The 20910-nt window shown below is 42.5% G+C and carries 14 protein-coding genes and 2 pseudogenes; 5 read left to right on the top strand and 11 right to left on the bottom strand.

What is annotated here, in order from left to right:
* The first annotated feature begins 26 nt into the window (after positions 1-26).
* From G3569_RS03935 to G3569_RS03925, 3 genes are all read left to right on the top strand, one after another.
* Positions 27-500 carry a peroxiredoxin gene (locus tag G3569_RS03935; RefSeq protein ID WP_165266293.1) on the top strand — a complete coding sequence of 158 codons (474 nt, stop codon included), beginning with the start codon at positions 27-29 and terminating at the stop codon, positions 498-500.
* A 12-nt stretch (positions 501-512) separates the two neighbouring features.
* Positions 513-3056, top strand: coding sequence for a type I DNA topoisomerase (gene topA / locus G3569_RS03930; RefSeq protein WP_205720020.1), 2544 nt, complete (start codon positions 513-515; stop codon positions 3054-3056).
* A 136-nt stretch (positions 3057-3192) separates the two neighbouring features.
* On the top strand, positions 3193-3762 hold the full coding sequence (locus tag G3569_RS03925) for a hypothetical protein (RefSeq protein ID WP_165266291.1): 570 nt from the start codon (positions 3193-3195) through the stop codon (positions 3760-3762).
* 747 nt (positions 3763-4509) lie between these two features.
* Here the strand turns inward: G3569_RS03925 and G3569_RS03920 are convergent.
* The 4 genes from G3569_RS03920 to G3569_RS03905 form a co-directional block, all read right to left on the bottom strand.
* Entirely contained in the window at positions 4510-5862 is a 1353-nt protein-coding gene (locus G3569_RS03920) for a beta-barrel domain-containing protein (protein WP_165266289.1), read from the bottom strand.
* Positions 5863-5869: 7 nt separating this feature from the next.
* On the bottom strand, positions 5870-8059 hold the full coding sequence (locus G3569_RS03915) for a peptidase domain-containing ABC transporter (RefSeq protein ID WP_165266287.1): 2190 nt from the start codon (positions 8057-8059) through the stop codon (positions 5870-5872).
* Between the two features lie 201 nt (positions 8060-8260).
* Entirely contained in the window at positions 8261-9901 is a 1641-nt protein-coding gene (locus tag G3569_RS03910; protein WP_165266285.1) for a vitamin K epoxide reductase family protein, read from the bottom strand.
* Positions 9902-10017: 116 nt separating this feature from the next.
* A complete protein-coding gene (locus G3569_RS03905) occupies positions 10018-10293 on the bottom strand; it encodes a hypothetical protein (RefSeq protein WP_165266283.1) in 276 nt (91 codons plus the stop codon).
* Positions 10294-11287: 994 nt separating this feature from the next.
* Here G3569_RS03905 and G3569_RS18720 point away from each other — a divergent pair.
* Both G3569_RS18720 and G3569_RS18715 read left to right on the top strand, forming a co-directional pair.
* A pseudogene (locus G3569_RS18720) lies at positions 11288-11719 on the top strand (transposase); the annotation flags it as partial.
* Between the two features lie 29 nt (positions 11720-11748).
* A complete protein-coding gene (locus tag G3569_RS18715) occupies positions 11749-12339 on the top strand; it encodes an IS256 family transposase (RefSeq protein WP_165266281.1) in 591 nt (196 codons plus the stop codon).
* Positions 12340-12369: 30 nt separating this feature from the next.
* Here G3569_RS18715 and G3569_RS03890 read toward each other — a convergent pair whose 3' ends face one another.
* The 7 genes and pseudogenes from G3569_RS03890 to G3569_RS03860 all read right to left on the bottom strand — a co-directional run bounded on the left by G3569_RS03890 (position 12370) and on the right by G3569_RS03860 (position 20811).
* Positions 12370-12612 carry a response regulator transcription factor gene (locus tag G3569_RS03890; protein ID WP_165266279.1) on the bottom strand — a complete coding sequence of 81 codons (243 nt, stop codon included), beginning with the start codon at positions 12610-12612 and terminating at the stop codon, positions 12370-12372.
* 239 nt (positions 12613-12851) lie between these two features.
* A pseudogene (locus G3569_RS18885) lies at positions 12852-12932 on the bottom strand (transposase); the annotation flags it as partial.
* Positions 12933-14473: 1541 nt separating this feature from the next.
* A complete protein-coding gene (locus tag G3569_RS03880; protein WP_165266277.1) occupies positions 14474-16375 on the bottom strand; it encodes a M1 family metallopeptidase in 1902 nt (633 codons plus the stop codon).
* An 85-nt stretch (positions 16376-16460) separates the two neighbouring features.
* A complete protein-coding gene (gene recR / locus G3569_RS03875) occupies positions 16461-17069 on the bottom strand; it encodes a recombination mediator RecR (RefSeq protein WP_165266275.1) in 609 nt (202 codons plus the stop codon).
* 92 nt (positions 17070-17161) lie between these two features.
* A complete protein-coding gene (locus G3569_RS03870) occupies positions 17162-17506 on the bottom strand; it encodes a YbaB/EbfC family nucleoid-associated protein (protein ID WP_205720019.1) in 345 nt (114 codons plus the stop codon).
* A 131-nt stretch (positions 17507-17637) separates the two neighbouring features.
* The gene (gene dnaX, locus G3569_RS03865; RefSeq protein ID WP_165266273.1) at positions 17638-19566 is read right to left on the bottom strand and encodes a DNA polymerase III subunit gamma/tau; all 1929 of its coding nucleotides are present in this window, start codon (positions 19564-19566) and stop codon (positions 17638-17640) included.
* Between the two features lie 174 nt (positions 19567-19740).
* Positions 19741-20811, bottom strand: a complete 1071-nt coding sequence (locus G3569_RS03860; RefSeq protein ID WP_165266271.1) for an MBL fold metallo-hydrolase — start codon at positions 20809-20811, stop codon at positions 19741-19743.
* Positions 20812-20910: the final 99 nt, after the last annotated feature.

Genomic DNA, 20910 nt, shown 5'->3' with positions numbered 1-20910 from the left:
GAACCACAGTTAATTTGTGAACAGATATGATTGAGACAGGATCTAAAATTGATACCGATTTTACGCTTGATATCGTTAAAGACGGTGAAGAGCAGACTGTAGCCTTTGGTGATCTGTTAGAGCGCCCTACCATAGTTTCGGTATATATGCGTAATAATACCTCTGGTTGCGATAAGCAGAATAAGAGTCTGGCGGAGCATTCCGACTGGTTTAATGAGCAGGGGTATAATATTGTGGCTATCAGTAAAGATACCTGTGGCTCGCACAAGAACTACGCAGAAAAGCTGGATATCAATTATATACTGGCCTCCGATCCCGAATATAAGTTTGCAGAAGCAACCGATTCCATTGTGGAAAAGAATATGTTTGGCAATCAATATGAGGCTCCGTCACGTTCTGCCTATATCATTGATACCGACGGTACGGTAAAAGCTGTCATAGAAAAAGTAAATACTAAAGATCACGCTTCTGAGTTGAAGGAAGTGATCGAGAATTTGTAGAAAAGAATTTATATGAAGTCGCTTGTAATTGTAGAGTCACCCACAAAGATTAAAACGCTTAAGAAGTATCTGCCCGAGGATTATGTGATCGATTCGTCGATGGGGCATATTCGGGATCTTCCTGCCAATGCCAAAGAGGTTCCAAAGAAGTTTAAAGGTGAGGAGTGGGCAAACCTGGGAGTCAATACGGATGATGATTTTGACCCGCTTTATGTAATACCATCCAGCAAAAAGAAAGTTGTTAAGCGATTAAAAAAGGAGCTCAAAGATTCTGATGAGCTTATCCTTGCCACGGATGAAGACCGGGAAGGAGAAGCAATTTCGTGGCATTTGACGGAGATCCTGAAGCCCGATGTGCCGGTAAAACGAATGGTTTTTCGTGAGATTACCGAAGAGGCTATTAAAGAGGCATTGAACCATTTTCGTGAGATTGATATGAATCTGGTGAATGCGCAGGAAGCCCGCCGTATCATTGATCGGCTGGCGGGTTATACGATCTCTCCCCTGTTATGGAAGAAGATTGCCCCAGGGCTTTCGGCCGGACGTGTGCAGTCGGTAGCCGTGCGATTTATGGTTGAGCGTGAACGGGAACGAATGAAATTTCGCTCTGCCCGTTATTGGGATTTGAAAGCACAGCTCAGCAAGCAGGATGGTAGCAGTACTTTTGAAGCAGATCTTACCCATCTAGATGGAAAACGATTAGCTTCAGGTAAAGACTTTGACGAAAATACCGGCAAGCTCAAGAAGCCTAAGAAAGTTGTTCTGCTCGATGATAAAACAGCGGGCGAACTGCGCGATGATCTTGATTCTGCTGATTGGGAAGTTTCTGAGGTTAAAAAGAATCGTAAGAAACGAAATCCATCTCCCGCCTTTATTACTTCTACCCTGCAGCAGGAAGCGAACCGGAAATTAAACTTTTCGGCAAAACGGACGATGGGTGTTGCTCAAAAGCTGTACGAGTATGGGCACATTACCTACATGCGTACCGACTCTGCTCGGTTGTCGAGCCAGGCAATCGGGGCGGCGCGTAGTGCTGTTAAAGATGAATATGGCGAGGACTACCTTTATAAAAAAGTCCGAAATTATTCTGGCGGTTCCGGATCTCAAGAAGCTCACGAAGCTATTCGTCCGGCCGGCAGTTATTTTAAGAAGCCGGAAGAGGCAGGCCTCCGCGGTGATCAATTCAAATTGTATGATCTGATCTGGAAGCGTACAATTGCCACCCAGATGTCGCAGGCTGAGCTGGAGTTTACCAATGTGACGATTGAGGCAAAAGCTAATGGTAAAGTTGCTGAATTTAAGACCAGCGGCAAGAAAATTATATTCCCCGGATTTTTCCGTGCCTATGTAGAAGGCAGTGATGATCCGGATGCAGCACTGGCAAACCAAGAGAAGTTTTTACCTAAATTGAGTGAAGGGGAAGAGGTAGAGGAAGAAGGCATTGAACCTATCTCGCACGAAACAAAGCCGCCGGCGCGATATACCGAGGCTACACTTGTTAAGGAGCTCGAAAAACGAGGGGTTGGCCGTCCAAGTACGTATGCTTCCATTATTAGTACAGTACAAAATCGGGGCTATGTAGAAGCCGATGGTAAAACGTTAGTGCCTACATTTACTGCTTTTGCCGTTACCGAACTGCTAGAAAAGAACCTTCACGATGTAGTGGACAGTGATTTCACTTCGGGAATGGAAGCTAAGCTTGATGAGATTGCGCAAGGTGATCTGGATACAAAGCAGTATCTCAAGGAGTATTACAATGGGGATAATGGATTAAAAGCTAAGGTAGAAGAGCAGGAGGATGAGATTGATCCCCAGGATGCGCGTCATCTTGAATTGCCCCTGCCCGACCTTAATGGTATAAAAGTGTTTGTAGGCCGGTATGGTCCCTATATTAAGAAAGAACAGGGGGACGAAGAGTTAACGACTTCTATTCCTGACAGCTGGAAGCCGAGTGATATTACAGTTGAAAAGCTGGAAGAGCTTATTAAGGCGGAAGAAGAAGGGCCCAAGCCTATTGGGAACCATCCCGAAACCGGCGAATCGATCTTTATTCTTAATGGAAGGTACGGTCCCTATGTGCAGGTCGGTGAAGTGACAGATGATAATAAGAAGCCGGAACGTGCTTCGCTGCTAAAAGATATGAAGCCTGAAGATGTGGACGTAGATATGGCATTGCGCTTGTTGGAGTTGCCACGTCCGTTGGGTGATCATCCTGAGACCGGAAAGGTTATTCGAGCAGGAGTGGGACGATATGGTCCGTTTGTAGTGCATGACGGAACCTTCGCTTCATTACGCAAGAAAGACCATGTGTTGGATGTGAGTCTTGACCGGGCTGTGGAACTGTTGGAGAAAAAGAAGAATAAGAAATCACGCAAAAGTAACGTCATCAACGATCTTGGGAAGCATCCCGAAGATGGTAAGAAAGTGCGCGTAATGACCGGTCGGTATGGTCCATATATCAAGCACGGCAAAAATAACATCAGTTTGCCCGATGACTTTGATCCTGAGGATGTAGATATGGATATTGCCGTGCAGCTCATCACCGAGAAGGGATAATGTCCGATAGGTTGAGCTGCCTGGGTTGTTGATAAATTTGTGTTAGCGCCCGGTTTTAGTACCGGGACACACAAATCTTAAAATTCGTGAAATTTTAACATGACAATAAGGTTCCAGTTTTCTAATTTGGGGCGTCATGGAAAAATCATCAAATACATTTTTCAGCTATCCGCCAAACCTTCATGAGTTGGATTTGGCGACATTGGTATCAATGTATCGCGACCGGGGAATTCCCAAGAAAGCGAAGCCCGGCGAATACTTTGCCTGCAAGGTAACAGAAAAGCTCATCAAGGAAGGAAAATGGTGGTTTGGAGCTTATTACAGCCAAAAAGCCTGGGACGAAACGCTAACAGCCGGCTGTGAGGGATATCCCCTTACCGAGGTTGAGCTGAATGTTCTTGGGTTAGTATATTCTGCTGCTGATGAAGCGCCTCGCCGAGATTATGTGGAGCAGAACTCTGGTGCAGTGGGCAAGCTGGCCTATATGATTGTTAATGATCTTAAAGAGTTCGGTTTCCTTTCTATCGATGACCAAGATCGCTTGTTAATTACCCCTCGTGGTGAGAAGGCACTGCAAGGAGTTTCTAAGCAGATCTACGGCAAGAAGTTTAAACCGGATATGTTACGTGTAAACCAAGGTAAGATTGCCAATCCCAAGATGGAGCGCGCACCCAAAGATGATAGTGAGCAGGCCAATCTGTTTTAGTTGGTGTTTCTATCGATTATAAAATTGCCGCTGATGTGCCTCTTGTTGCTAAGCGGTCTGCGTTCAGTTTTTTAATATATATCCCCTTCCATCTGTCCCCGGTAATACAATTTTCATTGTTCAATTAATTTGTCATCGGAATAAAACCGAATGTCTTCAGTGACCTCCAGATTTCTACCTACCCTGCATCGGCTTTTGTATTGTTAACAGTCACATATCCTAAATTTTAAAAAGAGGATAATACAATGAGTGCCAGTGTTTTAAGGTCTTCAGTAATCATGGAAAATATCTAACTTCGTAGCGTGTTAGTTATTGCAACCTCTAAACGCAACTGATAAACAAATAGTTTTTCTTGTTCATAAATTATTTGGGGACGAACTACCAAAACTTCCAAGATCCTAGGCGGGCATTTAGCCAATCTATAAATTCCCGTCCGGAAATCCATCCTATCACCCCGCATATTCCCAGGTAAACCCAGAAAATAATACTGTCCATATAGATTATTACTGATATTCCAGCATTAAATGCACCTGTTCTAAAAGCAAACCAAAATATAATCATTTGAGCTAGTAGTACCCCGTAAAGAATACCCAATAAACTGTACTTTACGTTATCTTTTAAACTGGCTGCTTTCTTGTGGTTGTTTTCATCTATCTCAATATGAGGACTTTTTTTCTTTTTTTAGTCATTTTGTTTCTTAACTATTTAATTAATGCTATGTTCAACCCATTCTTGTTTAAGAAGGGGTTATCGTAGTTCTTTGGTCAGGTTGTTATAAATACGCTCGATAAATCGCATATCCTGGGTAATTATCTCAGCACGGCCCTGCATGCCATTGGTCGGATTCAGCTGCCGGTCATAATTGGTAGTAAAACCGTTGGGAAAGGTCACTTTGGCAACGAACAGACTATCCTTTACCGGGAATTCGGAAAGGTAATCAACTTTGCCCGATACCGAACCAAACTCTTTGGATGGGAAACCGCTAAAGCGGACCAGTACTTCTTGTCCCTCTTGGATTTTGCCATACGAACGTTGTGAAATAACAAGCTCTCCAAAAAAGTGGGTATTCTCAGGTCGCACATATGCTATACGTTCACCGGATTTAATGGTTTGATTTTCCTGGAATACCCCGGCATACACCAGCTTGCCGCTCACCGGTGCCTGAAGCAAATATTTTTGTTTCCAATCTTTAATAGCATTCTGTAATGTATGCAATGCCTGACGGAAGTCAGCTTTCTGTCTGTCCAACTGTTTGTTTAACTCTATCAGCTGCTGCTTTTTCCCAACCAGGGAAGCACGGTTATTGATAATTGCTGTTTCTGTTTGTAAAAGGGGTAATTGGCTGGCTGCCATTTTACTTTTGGCCGTAGCTAGCTCCAGAGGCGCCGATAACTCTTTTTCTCGCAGTTTCTTTTGTATATCATATTTCTTTTTAGCCAGTTCACGATCAACTTTTTTTACCTCTTTCTGCTCTTTTAGGCTCTCCAGAAGCTGGTTCTTATATGCAATCTCTTGCTGAAGCATCGCTCGTTTTTGGCGATACAATCCCCCGGGCAGAAAAGTGATGAATTCATTATATACTTTATAGAAGGACTGGTACTGTGTTTGCAACCCTCCTAAATTCGTAAATTGTTCCATTTCCAGTGCCTGGATCTTGTTGTACTCTTCTTCATTAAACCAGCGATCGATTTTTTCAAGATTCTTAGACAGGTCCAGAACCTCTTGATGATGGGCGGTACTTTCCAGCCAAGCGATAATAGTGCCTTGTTCAACGTCGGCTCCATTTGGTGATAACAGCTTAACCAGTTTCCCATTGACTTTACTCTCCATCGGCTTGGGGGCATTAAGGGCCGTTACCTTGAGGGGAGCTTCAATAACTTCCGGATATTGTATAACTGCAGCAACGATAAAAACCATGGCTAGTACCCCTATAAAAGCGGCAATACCACCACGGACGAGCCAATGGGGTGGTCGCCCTATTATTTCTTGCACCTCGTTACTGCGTACCTCTAACTCATGGCTGCTGTTATTCTGCTTGGGTTCAGGTGCAGCCAAAGCTTCTTCTTGCTCGGTACCGTTTTGTGAAGAATATTCGTCCATAATTATCTCAATTTCCCAGTTCCAGCTGATTTTTTACCAACTTGAAATAGTCTCCTTCCAGATTCGTAAGTTCCTGATGCGTGCCCTGCTCTACAATTTCCCCGTTACTGAGAACAACAATATTGTCTGCATTTTTTACCGTACTCAACCTGTGGGCCACCACTACCACTGTACGCTGTTCAAAAAAGGCTTCCAGGCTTTCCATAATTGCTCGCTCGTTATTGGCATCCAGCGAGTTGGTAGCTTCATCAAAAAAGATAAACTCCGGATCCATATAGACTGCCCGGGCAATTAAAATACGCTGTTTTTGTCCCATACTGATGCTATTGCCCTCGGAGCCGATCTTGGTGTTGTAGCCCAATGGCAGTGACGCTATAAAGGGATGAATATTAGCCACCTGAACGGCGTGCTGCATCTTTTGCATATCCGGGTGATCCTCTCCCACTGCAATGTTTGCAGCAATACTATCGGAGAAAATAAAACCGTCCTGCATTACCACTCCGCAATGCGACCGCCAGCTGCGGTGCCCCATATTTGAAAGATTTACGTTCCCCAAATGAATACTTCCGTTGTCCAACTTATAGAATTTAAGCAATAGCTTCAGCAAAGTTGTTTTACCGCTGCCACTCATCCCAACTATAGCCGTTGTCTTCCCTTCGGGAATGCGCATATTAATATTTTTCAATACCTGTTCATTTCCCGCTCCCGGATACGAGAAGCTCACATTTTTTATTTCGATATCTCGTTGTTCTGGCAGGGTATAAATGAAGCTTTCATCTTCCGGTTCTTCATCCTCCTGTTGGTGGATTTGATTCAGGCGCTCAAGACTTAAATGGGCATCCTGGGCTGACCGTACAAAAGTAATGAGCTGCTCAATAGGTCCATTTAGCTGACCAATAATATACTGCACCGCCATCATTGCCCCCAATGTGAGCTGGCCATTGACTACCGCAACAGCTGCAATAAAAGTGATCCCGATATTTTTGCCTTCATTAATAAAAAAGGCGCCGGCCTGCTGGTACTGGTTAAGAGAAAGGTTGCTGACCTTATATTTGAACAGACGTGCCTGCAGGCGCTCCCATTCCCAGCGTTTCTGTTTTTCACAGGTGTTCAACTTAATCTCCTGCATGCCTTCAACAAGCTGGATCACTTTACTTTGGTCATTGGAAGAAATACCGAAACGACGATAGTCGAGCTCTCTTCGCTTTTTAAGAAAGAGCATCACCCAAATTACATATAACACGCTACACACTAAGAAAATGGTAAAGATCATCATATGGTAGTAAGCCAACACAATGGCGAAAACAAAAAGGGTAGCAAAAGAGAACAGCGTACTCAGGGTTTTACTGGTCAAAAAGTTTTGAATACGGGCATGGTCTTCCATCCGCTGCATAATATCACCGATCATGCGCGTATCAAAAAATGCCATAGGCAGCTTCATCAGCTTGATCAGAAAATCGGATAGAATAGAAATGTTGATACGGGTACTCATATGCAGTAAGATCCAGGATCGTATAAATTCGACAGCCGTTCGCCCAATAAACAACATCACCTGGGCAATAAGAATGAGGTAGATAAAGTTCAAATCCCGGTTTTGGATCCCGATATCTACCACTGACTGGGTTAAAAAGGGAACCACAAGCTGGAGGGCACTTCCCACGAGCAAGCCCAGTGCCAACTGGAACATCAGATTCTTGTAGGGCAGCACGTAGCGCAACAGACGGCTAAAGTTCAGCTCGTTGTTTTCTTCCCCTTCCAGATCATAAAACTTGGGGGTGGTATGCAGTAGTAACGCTATTCCAGCAGCCTGCTCATCCACTTTTGAACTCAGCCACTGCTGCAGAAAATCATCTTTTTTATATACTACTTTTCCTTTGGCCGGATCGGCGATATATACCTTTTGTCCGCTTATTTTATAGACGACCACAAAATGCTCTTGGCCCCAGTGTATGACACAGGGGAGTTCCGCTTCCTTTTTTAGCTGCTCCCAGCTAAGTTTTGCCCCAATAGTGCGGAAACCGATCTCTTCGGCCGCTTCGCTCATCCCCAACAGGGATACCCCCTCACGATTGATGCCGCTTTTCTTGCGAAGCGTCTGCAGGGTATAATTCCTGCCATAATGTTTGGCAATCATACGCAGGCAGGTGGGCCCACAGTCCATCTGATCATGCTGGCGGTAAACTTTGAATCGTGCCATCTACTGTTTCTTAAATTTAATTTTGTTGTTTATGCCAGCGAAACGACATTGTGTAATGTTAAGATTTGATGTAGAAAATAATTGTCAATAGTATTCACATGGATTTACCTTCCTGGCCATAACTATATCTGAGAAGACAGAGATATAGTTATGGTATGCAGCTAATAAAATATAACGCAGAAAACATAACAGGATGAGGGTTTATAGATGTCGGGAGAATGGGACGAATGGTTGGTTGTTTTTTTCTTGTGATGCTTCTATTAATCCTGGTATTAATCTTTTAAGATCATTTATTTGATAGCCATCAGGAAGTTGATGATCTTGAATAAAAAAACTAGGTGTGCTTTTAATATCATACATATCAAACCATTTGGCTTGTTGGTATGAAAGATCTTCTATTAATTTATCATCAATATTTTTATCCTGCTTATATTTTTCTTTAAATGTATCAGATGACAATGTAAATTTATCCTGAATAAGCTGCTTGGTACGAGGAATCTCTTCATTGTCCTCATATATTTGCAGCAGCCAATAGCCCCAAAAGGTTTTTGCAAGAGAACCTTTATTGTTTAATTCTTTATCAGGTAAAAACCTAAATACTAGATTTAGTTGACCAGGATATAATTCATTTAGTTGAGTAAATTTTTGGAAGCTTTTTTTACAATGTATACATGAAAAACTGGCTGCCATAACTATTTTGATTGAGCCAGTTGGAGATCCAACCTGTAACTCCTTATCAAACGGTGTGATATTTAGTTGCTTTTCTTGTGAAAGAAGCCAAGAAAAAACAGAGGGATTGTATTTTATACGATTCGCTTTGATTTCAGCCTGAGTAGCCCGTTTTCCTGCGGCCAATTTCAATTTCAGCAAAAAAATAAGGGAACTTACTACAGTGAATAAAAAGATTGATACACCGATAGCAAAAAAACTATAATCAGCCACAGTAATTGTAGCCATACTGTACATTAATCCCCCCAAAACTGCTTGTATCATAAGAATTCCATCTACAAACAGGCACAGCTTGCACCAATATTGGAGCTTAAAAAATTGGGAGTATAACGAATAACCTATAATCGGTAGAGCTGGAACACTAAGCATAGACAAAACCCATAAGAAACCAACTGGGTTTTCATAAACCGGAGCAATAAGCCCAACTATGATTAATTGAAAGCTGAAATAACTCAACACGGCGTCCGAAAAAGTTACCCTGCCAAAAATTTTGGCATCTTGAGACCCTAATACTTGATCACAGCTTGTTCGCATTCCTCCCTTGTTGCAAAAGGACATTACAGCTTTATATTCAATACCTAAATCTTTTGCCACAAGGATGTATCCTAATACTGTGCCGGCAGCAGCAGTAATTAAAAATGAAAAATAGACCCACGATATATTCTGGATAAATAGCAAAAACAAAAGAAAAGCCACCGCTGCAACAAATAAAACGGAACTAATTTTTGCATCCCGTTCTTTCGAAATATGGGACTGGTTTTCTTCATCGCTTATTATTGGGGTTGGTTCTGCTTTAAGCACAACACCATCCCAATCCTCTAAAAAAGGTTGTTTCTCCTCCAAATCTTTGCTATCCATAATTGCTATTAACTCACCACTATCCGTGTTAAGATGCAATACATATGGGAAGGATATGTTTTCAAGCTCTTCCCTCTTAATACGAAAAATCTTATTTGGAACTCCTAACAATTTTAGAGTATCAGCAATGCTCAGTAGCGTAGTATGATGGGGGTGTGAGGCAACCAGTTTTTCGCAGTAACTACTTGAAACTGGTATATCCAAATAATTGAGGTATTGAGAAAGGACTTTTTCTTTAGATACAAGTTTTTGCATGATAAATAATTAGTTTAACGAAACGATTTTTGATGAATAATCTAAAAAGATATCCCCTCATTATTTTGGGGGGTATTTAAGATATTAAATGAAGTGCATTATTATTTAAACATATCTTACGGATCCCACCAATCCATAATTTTAGCATATAAAATATTTCTTGTTTGTTTACCGTAGAACCAACCCACCAACAAGCATGTGGCCAAATATAAACTCAAAATCACATAAATAATACTATTATCTAAATGCATATGGATAAGGCCTATTGGCGCTATGAAATATATGACTATACCCATAAGTAGAGCAGCAATGGAATCCTTTATCCGCTGCCAAACACTTGTCGTTGTTTTTTTTTCCTCTTTTCTTATGGAATCAGCTAATTCCTCTTTCATACACAAGTCTGTAACATTATTGATGATTAAATTACATTTATTGAAACTTTTCTAAAGCCAGGGGGCATGTATAATAATTATTAACACAACCTTAATAAATAAGCCAATAAATGTACTCATGGGTAATATGAAATCTGTCTATAAGTTAATAAACAGACCTGAGTATTATTCTTATGTAACTCAGGTCTGTAATAAATCGTTATAAAGAATTGGTTATCATGGGTGGCACACAAAATTCTGGCAATGGAGTTCATTAAATTGCACGCAGTGTGCTAAATATCCGCCACCTAGCTTACATTCATATTTATTAGTCCCCACCACATAACAAGATTGTTGATTGCAGGTTGAATAATTACCAGCCGTGATCTGCTTCATTTCTGATCTCCCGAGTATATTATCTTGATTTTCCATATCTATCTGTATGTTTATTTTAATATTTATTTAACCACACTTAACTCAGTGTAGCTTTATTACCATCTATAGTCATACTATAACATTTATCTATTTTGCAAAAATAAATATACCCTCATTATTTTAGGGGTGCTTTTAGAGATTAGATGAAGTGCACTATTATTTAAACATATCTTGCGGATCCCACCAGTCCGAAATTTTAACTAATAAAAATTGATTATTTTATCATCGGCTAACCAGCCTAATAGTAAGCAAATTGCCATGTATGAATAAAAAATTATATAAATAGTATTATTATCTAAAAATACAATAAAATAGTTTGTTGGAATTATGTAGATATAGGAATATACCTATGAGTGCAGTAATAAGGGAATTCTTCAGCCGCTGCCATACACTAGGCTGCTCCCATTCTCTCATATTTGTTTTATCTATATTCATTCCAATTATTATAAGTGAAATTATAGTTTTCGGGTTTTAACGCTGTGTATAATAGTTTCTGTAAAAGTAGATAAGTAGAAAAAAGAAAGGCCATGGCTAGGTTTTGGTTGATTCACCAAAAATCATAACCAAAACCATTATTGCCATGATCTCTAAGGAAAAGGATACGAAGGAATCATCAGAATTTCAGCTAGAAGATCTGCTGGGGTCCGGCAGCGAGAACCTGCTGGCAGAGATTATACAATTAGGACTCCAACAACTTATGGAACTCGAACGTGACCAACATATTGGGGCGGATCCCTACGAGCGCAGCGAAAAAGCCTTGGTAGCGGCCCTGGCCGAGACCTACGTACAGGGCGTGTCCACGCGGAAGATGGCCAAGGTGACCGAACGGTTGTTTGGCAAAGAGTTCTCTGCGAGTACCATCAGTCGTTTTTCCGAGCAACTGGATGCGGAACTGGAGGCCTGGCGGGTCCGGCCACTGAACCAAGACTTTCCCTACGTAAAGATCGATGCCCGCTACGAGCGGTGCCGGCGCGACGGGATCATCGTCGATATGGCGGTTCTGGTAGCTATCGGAGTGTCTGAAAAGAGGGCCATCGTCACGTGCTGGCCGTGGAGACCGGATGGGGCGAATCCAAAGCAGTCTGGAGCAGGTTTGTCGGTGGGCTTAAGAAGCGTGGGCTTTCCGGGGTTCAGTTGTTTGTCAGTGACAATCATCCCGGGATCAAGGCGGCCTTGCGTGAGCACTATTCTGGAGTCCCGTGGCAACGCTGCCAATACCATTTTCGCCAGAATGCCCTTGATCAGGTCCCCAAAAAGCGTGAGGATCAAATGCTCCAGGCACTGGAACACATGTGGCGAAAAGAGAACTCCTACCGGAAAGCCACCCTTGAGGAGCTGGTCGATGAGCTGGCGGATCCACTGCCGGATGTGGCCGTCTGGCTAAGCGAGCAGGCGCCCCAAACCTTAACCGTCTTCCAGGTGGCCCCAAAGGCTCATCGCCGAAGAATGCGCACAACCAACGCAGTTGAGCGACTTCACCAGGAGTTAAAGCGTCGCAGCAAACCGGTGCGGATTTTTCCCAACCCGGACAGCTGCCTGCGGCTGTTTGGAGCGATGCTTAAAGAACAGCATGAGGATTGGATCACGAGTCAGCGATATCTGAAGATTCATCAACCTGCTATGGCTAAGTAACTTTTACAGAAAAAAGTTGCACAAGCGGTTTTAACTTAGCTTAGAATCCTTTAACCACTTCCTTAAACTTCCCACTCCCTTTATATTCAGTTCGTTTCCAATATTGGTAATATGATTTTCCACTGTTTTTTTACTGATAGAAAGTTCTTCAGCTATTAGGGCGTTTTGCTTACCCTCTGAAAGTAATTTTAAAACTTGGCACTCTCTCTTACTTAAATCACGATATGCTATTAGCAAGGTTAGGTTTTTATTTGCATTACTAATATCTCTCATAAATTTTATCATTTGTTAAAATGATTTAGTGCATTTAGATAATCTTCACTGCTTATTTATTTAGGATTCAATTAAGTAAAGCATAATCTCATTTTGTGAGATATTGTTGTGTAAATAATGAATAAATAGGTTCTATCTTGAATGCTGTGGGGAGTCGAATGTGGGTTTATTGCAGGTGGAGTAAATAATGTTAATAAAATTAGTTGTGTTTCGGTGACCTGAGTCCTGTGTTCAATCAGTTATATTTTCGAGTTGATCTCTTCAAGAATCCCATTGGTTATCCTAGATTTAAGATAGTTAAGGATTTCATCCTTATGTGAATATAAAAATTTGGAAAAAAACTACAAAAGCAATTGTTATATTTGTGAGACGAAATGGTTAAGGTGAAATATATTTGAAATTTTTGGAGATCATGGTTTTGGGTAAGGGGAATATAGTCACTTAGAACGTAATGGAATCATTTTCTGCATAGAGATTCTCTACAATCTCTGCTGCTTGTTAGGCTACACGTTTGTTAAAGACGCTGAGGATATTTTTTGGGATGATGTGTTGTCTTTTGTCGGTTGATTGGGGCGGCGAATTATATAAGGGAAGGTAAAGTCCCCTTAGGGGGGACAGGATGGGGTTATTACATTAGAAATGGTTGCCTATACTGGCGTACGGCTGCGACTTGTGAGATTATATTGAGATATAGTTGATACAAGTTATCAGTAGGTGTGGTGCCCATTTTTTGTCAGCAAAAAATATACGAAAAAACTGCTGGTACTACTACGCCAAGGTGAAATCTGCCAAAGCCCATAGGCGTAGGTATGGCTTCGTAGCACGCAGGGAATCGTATCCCGACAGCTGTCGGGACCAGAACCCTGATTGGAAAACCATATTATAAAAATACCTTGTCATCCCGAACTTGTTTCGGGATCTCGTTTTTAATGCTCTGCGTTGGAACGCATGTACTGCTTTTGACCCACCCTTGGTCTCACCCTACGATCAGGTAAGGAAACTCCGTTCTCCAGCAGAACCACTGTTATCCTGAGCGCAACGAAGTGAAGTCGAAGGATCTCCTTGAAAAGGTTCCCGTAGAATCTAAAGGAAATCTTCATATTCCAGCCCGTTTCTTCAGAGAGATTGCTTCACGTCATTTTGAACGATTTTTTGCCCTCCGTCGGGCGACTGGGTTTGGCGTCCGGCGGAAGATAAGATAGTTTGAATGGTCTTTCTGACCCACCCTTGATCCCTCCCTGCGAGCAGGGAGGGAAACTCCTTTTCTCGAGAAAAAAACACTAGATCGACATGGAGGGTGTTTAAGTTCTTTTCTGGAACCCCCGATGATAGACTTAAATAGTAATTGTAGTCATTGTTTTATTAGCTTATCCATGGAAACAAAGATCTCTCCCGTTGGTCGAGATGACTGCTGGGCTGACTTCTTATTTTAGCGCCTATATTTTCAATATAAATAGTATTATTTGCAGAGCATTGCTTACATTCCTGATAATCTGGTTTTGAACCAAATCGCTGTCTACATAAGATAGGAGGGGTGAGGGTTTTCTAATGGTGTGCTTTGAAAATAATTGTAGTCATTGTCTTTCCATTTTGATCGGACGAGATTTTGAATAGTATTTTATGAACAAAGACCTCTCGCTATACTCGAGGTGACTTTAGGGAGTAGTAAGGGGCAGTTTGCTACAGTAAACAAACAACGAGTCATTTCGAACGAAGTGAGAAATCTCTGTTGTATACGAATCTTATAAAGCAGGGATTTAACTGTAGAGAAGGCTAACTAATCCCCAAAAAGAAAATGGCACAAGCAGGATGCTTGCGCCATTTTAATATCATTTAATGGGTGAAGTAAAAAGCCCAGAATCTATTTAGTAGCAGGCTCAAACTGCTTCAGGTATTCACTCATCTCAATCACATTGTTGTCGCGATTGATATCAGCCATACGCATTGAAGGATCAATCTCTATACGCTTAATCTTCGACGAGGGGGCATCAATTTCGAGCGTATACGTTGGGTTAACCCATGGCCAGTCCGGTTTAATGGTACGCTGCATATCGGAACTGTGATGTGGTTTGGTGTTACGCATAATGCGCAGAGGCATATAAAAAAGCTCTTTACTGCCATCCTTATAGGTAACCACCAGGTCAACCGGCATTGGCATCAGATCATGTCGTTTCAGGGTTACATAGGTCGATCCGTTATTCCCTAAAACAGAGGTAATACCATAGTCTATATGCTTGGTGGTCTCAATGAAATATTGATAGTACCAATCCAGCACCATGTCGGATTCTTGTTCCATAACTCGTAAAAAGTCGCGTCCGTCGGGATGCTTGAATTTCCACTCTTCAAAATAACGTTTCATACCGCGGTCAAAGTTTTCCGCGCCAATGATGTAACGTAATTGGTTCAGGAATACAGCGCCTGTAGAGTAGGATGCCGTACCGTACGCCCTGTTAGTATGGTAGTGGTCAGCATGGGTATCGAGCGCCTCTTGTTGTCCATTCTCAGCAATACTAAAGTACGACTGGTACGAACGTTTGTGAGGTCGTTTGTTATTCCCATTGCTGAAAAGATGATCCATAATAAGAGCCGAAGAGTAGGTCGTAAAGCCTTCATCCATCCATGGGTAGCGACTTTCGTTCGTAGCCAGCACACCATAATACCAGTTGTGAACAAATTCGTGTACCGTAACCCCTACCAGGCTACCAAATGAGCGGTTACCAGTAATAAGGGTAGACATTGGGTATTCCATGCCACCATCGCCTCCCTGGATAACAGTAAACTTATCATAGGGATATTTTCCAAAATGCTTACTCATGAACTGGAATGCTTTAACCGTAGCTTGAGGCAGCTTTTCCCAATTTTTTCGCAGCTGCTCCTGAGTGCGGCGCTTAGCATTAATGGCAACAGTATCGGCTTGATAGAGAAAATGAAGTTTCGGTCCATTGGGAACCTGGGCCGTAGTATGCGTAAAGTCAGGATCGGCACCCCACATAAAGTCGTGGACTTTATCAGCCTTCCAGTGCCAGGTTAGTTTCTCGGAGTCGGGACGATCATATTCATCAGTATAGCCGTGGCCAATCTCATCCGCATTTTTCAGGTACCCTGTTGCGCCCATCACATAAGAGCTGTCGATAGTAATTTTAACGTCGAAACTGCCCCAAACGCCGTGGAATTCTCGTCCGATATAGGGGTTGGGATGCCACCCATCTTCATCATATTCAGAAAGCTTGGGATACCACTGGCTCATTGAGAATTCTACGCCCTCTTTATTCATCCAGCCCGAGCGGCGGATTTGGCGGGGGACCTGGCTCTCAAATTCCATATTAAAAACTGTTGATTCTCCCGGGAGGATAGGTTCCTCAAGTGTTACTTCTAAAATGGTACCGTCTACGGTATAATCAACCTTTTTGCCATCCTGTTTTAGGCTGTTAATGTGATGGTAGCCGATTTCATCTTTAGGTAGTTTCTGGATGCGATCGCGGACCCTTCCGTCGGGGTCAGCAATGGTACGCGAGCGTACATCCATCATACTGTTCGGTTGGAATGCGTTGAAGTACAGATGGTAGAATACCCGGTGCAACGTATCCGGAGAGTTGTTGTGGTATGTTAACTCTTGCGTGCCGGTAAATTGATGATTCTCGGCATTGACGTTGATCTCCATTTTATACTCTGCCTCTTGCTGCCAGTAATATTTACCCTGGCCAAAGCCGGCCACAGAGAGCAGCAAAAAAAGCGTGCAAAGACTAATAGTTTTAAGTTTCATAGGGTTTCTTGTTTAATTATGGATTTGAGATATAGGATCAGGAATAGCGTCTTATTTCTTAGTACCTATTCATAAAGTTTAAAAACTAAAATGTGTTTCGGCTTGCGAAGGCACGTCCCAATGTAGCTTCATCAATAAATTCAAGCTCCGTACCCATGGGAATCCCATAGGCAATACGGGTAACTTTAACATCATCGAAAGGTTTAATCAATTTATTAATATAGTAGGATGTGGCTTCGCCTTCGGAATCGGGGTTGAGCGCCAGAATCACTTCTTCGGTTTGCTCCTCTTCATTATTGATGCGCTCCATAAGCTCTTTAACGCGCACGTCATCGGGACCAATATTATCCAGGGGAGAAATAACGCCTCCCAGCACATGGTAGCGTCCGCGAAACTCATTGGTTTTTTCGATCAGAAATACATCCTGTGATTCTTCAACCACGCAAATTTGGCCTGTTTGACGCTTAGCGTTACTGCATATGGAGCAGGGATCGCTGTCACTGATAACACCACAAGTATCGCAGCGCGTAATCGATTTTTTGAGATTGACAAGCGCTTCTGCCAGTTTTAAAACAGACTCCTCGTTTTGTTTAAGTAAATAGAGCGCAATACGCCGGGCCGATTTTCGCCCTGTGCCGGGGAGCTTAGCCAGCTGTTCTATTGCCTGCTCCAGTATTTCCGAAGTTCCTTCCATGTAGTTTTGTTAAAGGTTAATAGTTATTAGTGAATTAGGATTCTCTTTTTAGTGCTGAGAATGGCCTAATAACGAATAACAATTAACTAGTGTTACAGTCCCAGTTTGCTCATGTCCATGCCTGGAATTCCACCGCCGGGCATCATATCCTTATAGGTTTCTTGCATGCGTTCCTGGGCGGTTTCCTCTGCCTTGTCGAGCGCTTTATTAACGCCGGCTACGATGAGGTCCTCCATCATTTCGGCATCATCAGGATCGATAACATCTTCATCAAGGCTGATGCTTAAAATTTTACGCTGGCCGTTGGCTTTTACTTTTACCATGCCGCCACCTGCTTCTGCTTCAACTTCAAGCTTCGAGAGTTCGCTTTTTGCTTGCTTCATCTTTTCTTGTAGCTCGGAAAACTTTCCGAACATATCTGCCATATTCTGATTCATAATCTTATGTTTTAGGTGTTAAAAAGTACTAAAAGTTCAATTTGCTGATTCCCATGAGTCCTTTGGGAATATTTGATTTCATTCTGTAAAGTCTATAACCCAAACGGGGAAATCCCCGATTCATTGTCGGTCTATTGGTTTAAATTGTAATCCAGTTCGGCTCCAAAAAGTTCAACTAGTTTTTTTATGGTTTGATCTCGTTCCTGCAGTTCTTTAAACCGTTCATAGGGACTTTTTGAAGCTTCGGCATCGCTCTCATCTTTTTGCACAACCGACTCGAACCCCAGGTAAGCCCCAATTTTATCTTCCAGGAACTTTCCCAGTCGTCGGTTATTTTCATCCACAATTTTCTTTGCGAAATCGTCGTTACAGCGCAGTAACAGAACCCCATTTTTAAGCTGCATGGGTTTCACACGCTGCATCTGAAAATATAACATCTCGGGCACATGTTGGCGAAGATCATCCAAGTACGAATCCCATACTTCCTTCACTTCGTTTAAGCTAACATCTTTTGGGGCTCGCTTGGGAGCAGTTTTAGTAGCAACTTCCGTGGTATCTTCAGTTTCATCAACTGCAGGTTCGGGGCTTTTTTTAGCATTGCCCAAAGAAGATCCGCCGAATAGATGACTAAATTCATCGTCTTCATTTCCAGTTTCTTTTGGGGATGTTTTGCTTTCTGCCTGAACTACCGGAGTTGGAGAAGGTGCCGGTTCTTGGGCTGTCGGTTCTGGTTGTGATTCGGAAACTGTACCATCGGCTTTATCTGAATGCTCCGGATCAGGGTCCTTTGGTTGCTGTGCTACCGTTTCTTTTTTAGGATTGTCCCCCCCCCCGTTATCAGGGGTAGAGCTGTTTTGTTGTCCATTGGTAGATGGGGGATCGTTTTCTGGTTCAGAAGAGGGCTCGCTGCCAGAATCGTTCTGCTCTAATTGAGGCTGATTACTGAGCTTTTTTTTTAAGTCTTTAAGCCCGGCTAGCAATTTATTGAGATTTTGTGTGCGCTCCATATGGATCAGCTTCAGGAGGGTGAGCTCAAACTGTATCTTAGGCTGATGCGCTTCCTTTATTTTGTATTGGGCATCACTGACGATATGGAGCATGCGCATCAAGTCATCTTCTGAAAATGTTTTTGATGCTTCTTTGTAGCGTTTTTTGGTGTCGGGTGATGCTTCGACTAAGTGCATCTTCGCAGAGCTTTTTGCTACGTACAGATTTCGCAGATGTTCGGTGAGCCCCACCAGGTATTCCTGGATGTCATAGCCTTCTTGCAGCAGTTCATTGATAAGCTCAAGTCCTTCACTGGCATTTTGTGTTTCCACCGCATTCATAAAGGCAAACATGCGTTCGGTGCTTACCACATTGAGTGCCCGAAGAAGTTCTTCATGTTGGATATTGTTGCCACAAAATGCAATAGCCTGATCCATAAGCCCAAGGGCATCGCGAAGTGCACCATCCGCTTTTTTAGCAATGACGTGGAGCGATTCTTCATCAATGTTGATGTTCTGGTCGCGTGCTACATTAGCAAGTCGTTCTACGATCTGGTCAACACTGATACGTTTAAAGTCAAAGCGTTGAACCCGAGATAATATTGTGGGCAGCACTTTGTGCGGTTCTGTGGTCGCAAAAATAAAAATGACATGATCCGGCGGTTCTTCCAGCGTTTTCAGCAGGGCGTTAAACGCCGACTTACTAAGCATATGAACCTCGTCAATAATGTAGATCTTATATCGGCCATTTTGAGGAGGGATACGAACGCGCTCTCTCAGGTCTCGAATATCATCTACACTGTTATTCGATGCCGCATCGATCTCAACAACATTGAGAGTTTGATTGAGCGATTCTCCATCAACTTGCTGATCAATTTTATTAACGGTACGGGCCAACACACGCGCCATAGTTGTTTTGCCCACCCCGCGCGGACCGCAAAACATATAGGCATGGGCCAGCCTGTTCTTTTTGATGGCATTTTTTAACGTACTGCTTACGTGTTCCTGGGATACAATATCGTCGAAGGACGTTGGCCGGTAAGTACGAGTTAATGCACGGTAATTGTCAGACATCGGAGGCTCTGGTTGAGCTGGAAGTTATTCATATAAACAACGGATTAATCTACAAAAAATGAAGGCCAATTTCGTGCTAAATTTGTAAACCTTCCTTATTGAAGACCGATATTAAGATAGGGGAAACTTCCAAGTAAATAAGGCAATACAGGAATAGGTTAATTAATACGAATTTTATGCCACATCAGCAGAATCAAGTGCATTAAATACCTTCGACTCTCCCTCGTCAAGTACATTGAATTCTTGTTCGTTGACACTAAGTTCATCGAGGGCATGTGCTAAGTCTTCGACGGGTTCATACATTCCATCATCAGCCATAGGAAAGGTGCCAAAATGCATGGCAAAACTCTGTTGAGACTGGATATATTTATGTGCTCTAACTGCTTCTTTGGGCGACATATGGATCTTTTGCATAAACCAGCGCGGCTTATAGGCACCAATTGGCAGAAAAGAGGTATGTATGGGGCCAAAACGATTGCCAATATCCCTGATAAAATCACCATAGCCCGTATCACCGGCAAAGTAGATATTTCCTATTGAAGCGTGTAAAACATAGCCACACCATAATGTTTTGTTACGGTCAAAAAGGCCACGTCCCGAAAAGTGTTGAGCCGGAACAGCGGTCAGCGACAGGGATTCTGAGATGGGATGGTGATCCCACCAATCGAGATGTGAAGTGCTAAAAATACCATGGTCGTGAAGGAGCTTTTCAACACCAAGTGGGACTATAAATTTCGGATCATACTTTTGATACAGTTTTTTTACTGTCGGTAAATCAAGATGATCGTAATGGTTATGGGTAAGCAGTACGACATCAATATGGGGGAGATCTTCAAAGGCAATACCCGGTGGACGCATACGCTTGGGGCCAATCCATTGGTACGGGCTGGCACGAAAGCTCCATACGGGATCAGTTAGGATATTGAGGCCATCCAGCTGAAGCAGGTAGGTCGCATGGTTTACAAATGTAGCTTTGAAACTGTTTTGCCCTTCTTTTGGAGCTGGAGGAGGATATTGGGTTATTTGATCTTCATCCAGTTGGTGCCATTCTCCCCTGTCATAGCCGCTAAACCACCATTTGAGTACTTCCCAGTAACGGTGTGTATCCCCTGCATTGGGGTTCACAAATTTCTTACCATCAAAGTGATCAGAAGTTTTCTCCAGGTAGGGAGGTGCAGCAATCTGTAGTTCTACTACGAAAAGGGCAACGATTAATGTAGTTATGGCAATGACAATCCAAGCCATAAATTTTCACAAATTATGATTATTGGGATCAGTCTTGAAAAGATAAGAACCTAAGAAAAAAAAGGAACATTCCGAGGTTTTTTTGCTTATTTATTCTTG

Origin of the sequence: Fodinibius halophilus (assembly GCF_011059105.1) — a bacterium.
Classification (GTDB): Bacteria; Bacteroidota; Rhodothermia; order Balneolales; family Balneolaceae; genus Fodinibius; species Fodinibius halophilus.
This window is presented reverse-complemented; position numbering and strand designations above follow the sequence as displayed.

Coding starts and splice junctions, on each gene's coding strand:
- G3569_RS03935 (WP_165266293.1), top strand. CDS start 27: ATGATTGAGACAGGATCTAAAATTGATACCGATTTTACGCTTGATATC.
- topA (WP_205720020.1), top strand. CDS start 513: ATGAAGTCGCTTGTAATTGTAGAGTCACCCACAAAGATTAAAACGCTT.
- G3569_RS03925 (WP_165266291.1), top strand. CDS start 3,193: ATGGAAAAATCATCAAATACATTTTTCAGCTATCCGCCAAACCTTCAT.
- G3569_RS03920 (WP_165266289.1), bottom strand. CDS start 5,862: ATGGACGAATATTCTTCACAAAACGGTACCGAGCAAGAAGAAGCTTTG.
- G3569_RS03915 (WP_165266287.1), bottom strand. CDS start 8,059: ATGGCACGATTCAAAGTTTACCGCCAGCATGATCAGATGGACTGTGGG.
- G3569_RS03910 (WP_165266285.1), bottom strand. CDS start 9,901: ATGCAAAAACTTGTATCTAAAGAAAAAGTCCTTTCTCAATACCTCAAT.
- G3569_RS03905 (WP_165266283.1), bottom strand. CDS start 10,293: ATGAAAGAGGAATTAGCTGATTCCATAAGAAAAGAGGAAAAAAAAACA.
- G3569_RS03890 (WP_165266279.1), bottom strand. CDS start 12,612: ATGAGAGATATTAGTAATGCAAATAAAAACCTAACCTTGCTAATAGCA.
- G3569_RS03880 (WP_165266277.1), bottom strand. CDS start 16,375: ATGAAACTTAAAACTATTAGTCTTTGCACGCTTTTTTTGCTGCTCTCT.
- recR (WP_165266275.1), bottom strand. CDS start 17,069: ATGGAAGGAACTTCGGAAATACTGGAGCAGGCAATAGAACAGCTGGCT.
- G3569_RS03870 (WP_205720019.1), bottom strand. CDS start 17,506: ATGAATCAGAATATGGCAGATATGTTCGGAAAGTTTTCCGAGCTACAA.
- dnaX (WP_165266273.1), bottom strand. CDS start 19,566: ATGTCTGACAATTACCGTGCATTAACTCGTACTTACCGGCCAACGTCC.
- G3569_RS03860 (WP_165266271.1), bottom strand. CDS start 20,811: ATGGCTTGGATTGTCATTGCCATAACTACATTAATCGTTGCCCTTTTC.